The 5610-nt window shown below is 71.2% G+C and carries 7 protein-coding genes and 5 tRNA genes; 6 read left to right on the top strand and 6 right to left on the bottom strand.

The window, feature by feature from the left end; genetic code table 11:
- The coding region (locus tag H5J26_RS27785) for a phosphotransferase family protein (RefSeq protein ID WP_181768719.1) at window positions 1-712 on the top strand (712 nt) is incomplete at its 5' end.
- A gap of 55 nt (window positions 713-767) precedes the next feature.
- On the top strand, window positions 768-1076 hold the full coding sequence (locus H5J26_RS27780; protein WP_181768720.1) for a zf-TFIIB domain-containing protein: 309 nt from the start codon (window positions 768-770) through the stop codon (window positions 1074-1076).
- An 89-nt stretch (window positions 1077-1165) separates the two neighbouring features.
- Here H5J26_RS27780 and H5J26_RS27775 read toward each other — a convergent pair.
- The 5 genes from H5J26_RS27775 to H5J26_RS27755 form a co-directional block, all read right to left on the bottom strand.
- A tRNA-Val gene (locus H5J26_RS27775) sits at window positions 1166-1237 on the bottom strand.
- Between the two features lie 57 nt (window positions 1238-1294).
- Window positions 1295-1366: transfer RNA gene (locus H5J26_RS27770), tRNA-Val, on the bottom strand.
- Window positions 1367-1408: 42 nt separating this feature from the next.
- A tRNA-Val gene (locus tag H5J26_RS27765) sits at window positions 1409-1480 on the bottom strand.
- Window position 1481: 1 nt separating this feature from the next.
- Window positions 1482-1555 (bottom strand) — tRNA-Cys (locus H5J26_RS27760).
- 29 nt (window positions 1556-1584) lie between these two features.
- Window positions 1585-1657, bottom strand: a tRNA-Gly gene (locus tag H5J26_RS27755).
- A gap of 172 nt (window positions 1658-1829) precedes the next feature.
- Here H5J26_RS27755 and H5J26_RS27750 point away from each other — a divergent pair.
- The 3 genes from H5J26_RS27750 to H5J26_RS27740 all read left to right on the top strand — a co-directional run bounded on the left by H5J26_RS27750 (window position 1830) and on the right by H5J26_RS27740 (window position 4667).
- A complete protein-coding gene (locus tag H5J26_RS27750) occupies window positions 1830-2942 on the top strand; it encodes a chorismate-binding protein (protein WP_181768718.1) in 1113 nt (370 codons plus the stop codon).
- On the top strand, window positions 2939-3760 hold the full coding sequence (locus H5J26_RS27745) for an aminotransferase class IV (RefSeq protein ID WP_181768717.1): 822 nt from the start codon (window positions 2939-2941) through the stop codon (window positions 3758-3760). The genes H5J26_RS27750 and H5J26_RS27745 overlap by 4 nt, the downstream gene beginning before the upstream one ends.
- A 70-nt stretch (window positions 3761-3830) precedes the next feature.
- Entirely contained in the window at window positions 3831-4667 is an 837-nt protein-coding gene (locus H5J26_RS27740) for a GNAT family N-acetyltransferase (protein ID WP_181768716.1), read from the top strand.
- Window positions 4668-4697: 30 nt separating this feature from the next.
- Here H5J26_RS27740 and H5J26_RS27735 read toward each other — a convergent pair whose 3' ends face one another.
- Window positions 4698-5207, bottom strand: a complete 510-nt coding sequence (locus H5J26_RS27735) for a DsbA family protein (protein ID WP_181768715.1) — start codon at window positions 5205-5207, stop codon at window positions 4698-4700.
- 104 nt (window positions 5208-5311) lie between these two features.
- Between H5J26_RS27735 and H5J26_RS27730 the strand changes: the two genes are divergently transcribed.
- On the top strand, window positions 5312-5610 hold a 299-nt coding region (locus H5J26_RS27730; RefSeq protein ID WP_181768714.1), incomplete at its 3' end, for a hypothetical protein.

Raw genomic sequence — 5610 nt, 5'->3', positions numbered from 1 at the left:
CGGCCGGCTCCATTCGGTGCCTCCCGACGCGCTCGCCGACGTGACGTCCTCCACGGCTCCCGGCGCGCTCCCGATGATGCGGGGCCCCGCCAAGGCGGCGAGGGCACTGAAGCGCATGCGCGAGGCGCTCGGACGCGGCGCCACCCTGGGCCTCGCCCTCGCCGAGGCGGCCGATGCCGTCGAGCACGCATGGTCCACGCTTCCGGCCTGGTGCCGGGCGGAGGAACGGCCACCGCCCTCGCACACGGGCATCCTCTGCCACGGTGACTTCCACCTCGGCCAGCTCGTCAGACACCCCGCACCCGACGGCCCCTGGCAGCTGATAGACGTCGACGACCTCGGACTCGGCGACCCCGCCTGGGACCTGGCGCGGCCCGCCGCCTGGTACGCGGCGGGGCTGCTGCCCGCCGAGACCTGGCAGTCGTTCCTGGGCGCCTACCAGTCCCAGACCGGTACGGGCGGGATCGACCCGTGGCCGCGCCTGGACGCCCCGGCCCGTGCTCTCACCGCACAGACCGCCGCTCTGGCCGTCGCCAAGGCGCACACCGCCGGCCGTCCCCTGGACGAGGCCGAGGCGGCGTGCACGGAAGCCTGCGCCCGTATCGCCGGCCTGGAAGGCGGCACGTCCGGTGCCAGGACTCCCGCCCGCCCCACCGCTCACACGCACACCACCTCCGCCGTCACCGGACCACCGGACGGAGAGGGGGCCTAGTCTTGAACGCGCAGTGCCGAGAGGTGAATCCGCCCACGTGGAGAGGAAGATGACCATGCAGTGTCCCAAGTGTGGTGCACCCATGCAGACGTTTAACCGCAACGGCGTCCAGATCGAGCAGTGCGGAGGCTGCCGGGGAATCTTCCTCGACTACGGCGAGTTGGAGGCCCTCACCCGCCTCGAATCCCAGTGGTCCCAGCCCGCGGGCCCGCCCCCGGCCGCCCCGTACGGTCAGGGAGGCCACGCACCGCAGGGCTACCCGGCGGCTCCGGCCTGGGGCGCGGGGCACGGCGGGCATCATGGTCATCACGGGCACAAGCACGGCCACAACCGCGGCTTCGGCCGGATGCTGTTCTCCTCATGAGGCCGTCCTCCGGGCGGAGTTGAGCCTCCGGCGCCCGAAGTGCCATCAACGGGAAGTGCCCCGGCCGTCTCGGCCGGGGCACTTTCGTGTGGACGATACTGGGATTGAACCAGTGACCTCTTCCGTGTCAGGGAAGCGCTCTCCCGCTGAGCTAATCGTCCTGGAGCAGGGCTCGTTGGTGGTGTGACGTACGAAAGGCCCCCGAAGGGGCCGTCGCGTGCGCGGTACTGGGATTGAACCAGTGACCTCTTCCGTGTCAGGGAAGCGCTCTCCCGCTGAGCTAACCGCGCGAGTCCCATGCCGAAGCAGTGGGAGGGTCCTCACGGACCCAGTGGACGATACTGGGATTGAACCAGTGACCTCTTCCGTGTCAGGGAAGCGCTCTCCCGCTGAGCTAATCGTCCTTGGAGGTGGAGACGGGATTTGAACCCGTGTAGACGGCTTTGCAGGCCGTTGCCTCGCCTCTCGGCCACTCCACCGAGGTGGGAGTTGGGAAACCCCCACTCAGAGCGGACGACGAGATTCGAACTCGCGACCCTCACCTTGGCAAGGTGATGCTCTACCAACTGAGCCACGTCCGCAGGTGTTGTCGGCCGCTACCGCGTTCCGACGACGTGGTGAACTCTAGCGGATATCGGTGCCAGCTCAAATTCTGTTTGCCCTGCGTGACCGCTCGTGATGGCCGCGGGGCAGCAGCGCGGAGCCCGTCGGCGCACCCCGGTCGCTCCGAGACCGCACCCTAGACTCGGCTTTGTGAACCCCCCGTCCCCGCTTGCCCGCTTCGGCGATGTGCTCGCCACCGACCTGAGGGACGTCACCAGCGACCCCGCCGCACTGGAGTCCGCGGGCTGGTGGGCCGTGGTGGCGGACTTCGAAGGCCGGCTGCTGTGCGCCCGCTTCGGCGACGTACGCGACGTGGGGCGTTCCACGGGCCGGCCCTCCGCCCGAATCACAGCCGGAAGCGGGCGGCGGACACCGGGTACGCGCTGGCGCGGACCGGCGCTCCACACCTGGCGAACCTCCATGAACCGCTCCTCCTACACCGCGGGCGTCGCCCGGATACGCGAGCACATAGCCGCCGGAGACGTCTACCAGGCCAACCTCTGCCGCGTCCTGAGCGCCCCCCTCCCGGACCCGGACGCCTCCGACATCGACGAACTGGCCGCCCTCCTCGCGAGCGGCAACCCCGCACCGTACGGCGGCACGATCCGCCTCCCCGCGCACGGCGTGGAGGTCGCCACGGCCTCGCCGGAGCTCTACCTGCGCCGCTCGGGCCGTACCGTCATCTCAGGGCCGATCAAGGGCACGGGCCGTACCGCCGCGGACCTGCAGGAGAAGGATCACGCCGAGAACGTGATGATCGTCGACCTGGTGCGCAACGACCTCGGCCGCGTCTGTGCCTCCGGATCGGTCACGGTCCCCGTGCTGTGCAGCGTCGAGCCGCACCCCGGCCTCGTCCACCTGGTCTCCACCGTCCGAGGAGAACTGGCCCCCGGCGCCGGATGGCCGGAGCTGCTGCGCGACACCTTCCCGCCCGGCTCGGTCACGGGTGCCCCCAAGCTGAGCGCCCTGCGGATCATCCGCGAGCTGGAGAGGGCACCCCGCGGCCCGTACTGCGGCGGAATCGGCTGGGTGGACGCGGACCGCGGCACGGGCGAGCTGGCAGTGGGCATCCGCACCTTCTGGATCGAGCGGGACGCCCCCGACGACACCCCTCTGCTGCGTTTCGGAACGGGCGCGGGGATCACCTGGGGTTCGGACCCGGAGGCCGAGTGGGCGGAGACTGAACTCAAGGCCTCCCGGCTGCTCAAGGTAGCGTCGGGTACGCACCATCACAGCGGGGCGAGCGGAAGGAGAGTCCCATGAGGATCTGGCTCGACGGCCGACTCCGGGACGTGGACGACGCGCAGGTGTCCGTGCTGGATCACGGTCTGACGGTCGGCGACGGAGTCTTCGAGACCGTCAAGGCCAGCGAGGGACGCCCCTTCGCGCTCACCCGGCACATCGAGCGGCTCGCCGTCTCCGCCCGCGGGATGGGCCTGCCGGAACCCGACCACGACGAGGTGCGGCGTGCCTGCGCCGCCGTCACCGAAGGGTCGCCCGCCCCCCACGCCCGGCTGCGGATCACCTACACCGGCGGCCTCGCGCCCCTCGGTTCGGACCGCGGTGACGCAAGGCCCACGCTCGTCGTCGCGCTCGCCGAGGCCGAGCGGCGTCCCGACGCCACCGCCGCGATCACCGTCCCCTGGACGCGCAACGAGCGGGGCGCACTCGCGGGTCTGAAGACGACCTCGTACGCGGAGAACGTCATCGCCCTCTCCAGGGCTCACCGGGAGGGCGCCGGCGAGGCCCTTTTCGGCAACACCCAGGGCAGGCTCTGCGAAGGCACCGGCACCAACGTCTTCGTCGTCCTCGACGGTGAACTGCACACGCCGCCACTGGAGTCGGGCTGCCTCGCGGGCATCACCCGGGCCCTGGTCGTGGACTGGTCCGGTGCCCGCGAGACCGACCTGCCGCTGGAGGTCCTGGAGCAGGCGGAGGAGATCTTCCTGACCTCCTCGCTGCGCGACGTCCAGGCCGTGAACCGCATCGACGGACGTGAACTGCCGGGCGCCCCGGGCCCGGTCACGGCCAAGGCGATGCGCGTCTTCGACGAACGCTCCGCCGCCGACATCGACCCGTGACGCGCTCCGCGGACACCGGCCGGCACGAACCCGGGTGACGTGGAGCGGCGCAGCCGGTAGAACTCAAGCGGTGACCACGACCCTGCGCCCCACCGGACCCGAGCAGCGCGACGCCGACGGCGCCCGCTCCCGCTCGTACGACATCTGTGTCAACTCCCGGCCCGTCGGCCTTCTCCGGCTGGCCACCCACGCACGGTACGGACCGACGACCGGACGCGTGGAGCAGCTCGTCGTGGAGGAGCGTGAGCGGCGGCGCGGACGCGGTGCGGTCGCCGCCCTCGCGGCCGAGGAGGTGCTGCGCGACTGGCGCTGCCGGAGTGTGGAGATGAGCGTGCCCGCCGGTGCGCAGGGGGCGCTGAAGCTGGCCGGGGGCCTCGGCTACCGCGAGCGCAGCCGCTCCATGCTCAAGGATCTGGGCGAGGCCCCGCAGCTGCCGGAGGGCAGTTCGGCCCGCCCCATGACCGACGAGGAGTTCCCCGCCTGGCGGGAACGTGGAGAGCCGAAGCTGCGGCGGACGTTCACCGAGCGCGGTCTTCCGGACGACGAGGTCGAGCGTGCGGTCGAGGAGTCCTTCCGCAAACTGCTGCCAGCCGGGGCCGCCACCCGCGGCGCGCTCCTCCGCGTGCTCGCGCACGAAGGCGCGGACGTCGGAACGGTGTGGATCGATATCGAACGCAGCCCCCGTACGGACGCCGACAGTTACGTCTACGAGGTGGAGGTCGCCGAGGACCGACGCGGCCACGGTCACGGACGGTCCCTGATGCTCGTCGCCGAGCGTGAGTCACTGGCGGCCGGCGCCCGCGTCATCGGATTGAACGTCTACACGCACAACACCCCGGCGCTGCGCCTGTACTCGTCGCTGGGCTACCGCCCGGTCGAGCATCACTTCTTCAAGCAACTGCTCTGACCCGCAAGGCTGTCGGGAGCCGCCTCGCGCTCAACCGTCGACGCGTACGAGAGCGTCGGCGACCTCCTCGATCCGCTCCCTCAGCCCTTCCTGGCTCGCTCCGCCGTCCAGCCGGCGGCCGTCGATGACGTAGGTCGGCGTGCCCGTGACACCGATCGCCTTGCCCTCGGCCTGGTCGGCGTCGACGATCAGCAGATGACGTCCGTCGATCAGGGCCGTCTCGAACTCCTCGGCGTCCAGACCCAGCTCCCGCGCCACCTCCAGCAGCAACTGCTCGCCCTGCGCGCCCAGTTCGGCGGTGCGTTCCAGCACGGCGGCCGCGTAGGCATCGCCCTTGCCCTGCGCGTACGCCTCCTCGGCGGCCTGCGCGGCGGCGTAGGCGTGCTTGTGCTTCTCCAGCGGGAAGTGCCGGAGCCGGATCTCCAGCCGGTCCCCGTAACGCTCCCGCAGTGCGCTCAGATCCCGCTGCGCGCGGTGGCAGTCCGGGCACTGCAGTTCACACCAGAAGTCGAGCACGGGGCGGGGTGCGGCGTCGTCCATGCGGACAGTCTCTCAGCCCCGCGGAGCCCCCCGGACCCGGAGATCTCCCTCAGCTCCAGGTCCGGGCATGGCATCCGCCGTACCGGGCGTAGCAGAATGGACTCATGCTGACCACGACCGTCTGTGCCGCACTCTCCGCGGCGGGCCTGGCCGTCGCTTTCCTGACGGCCTACCGGCGGCGCTTCGCCGCCGCCACCCGCATCGCTGCGTTCTCGCTGGTCCCGGTCGGCCTCGCGATGGCGGGTCTGATCGGCCTGGGCGGCAAGATCGTCAAGGCGGTCGGCACCTGGGCGGCCGACCTCGTCCTCGACCCGACCGTCTGGGCGGGTTTCGCGGTCCTCGCCGTGGCGTTCGTGCTGTACGTTGTCGGGCGCCTGGCCGGCGGCAAACGCTCCTCTGAAGT

Source organism: Streptomyces albidus (ex Kaewkla and Franco 2022), from assembly GCF_013870515.1.
In the GTDB taxonomy this organism is placed as follows: Bacteria; Actinomycetota; Actinomycetes; order Streptomycetales; family Streptomycetaceae; genus Streptomyces; species Streptomyces albidus.
Note: the sequence above shows the minus strand (reverse complement) of the source record. Positions and strands in the feature narration are given on the sequence as shown.

Bases quoted from the DNA above. Each gene is read 5' to 3' on its own strand.
- H5J26_RS27780 (WP_181768720.1), top strand. From the start codon at position 768: ATGCAGTGTCCCAAGTGTGGTGCACCCATGCAGACGTTTAACCGCAAC.
- H5J26_RS27745 (WP_181768717.1), top strand. From the start codon at position 2,939: ATGAGGATCTGGCTCGACGGCCGACTCCGGGACGTGGACGACGCGCAG.
- H5J26_RS27735 (WP_181768715.1), bottom strand. From the start codon at position 5,207: ATGGACGACGCCGCACCCCGCCCCGTGCTCGACTTCTGGTGTGAACTG.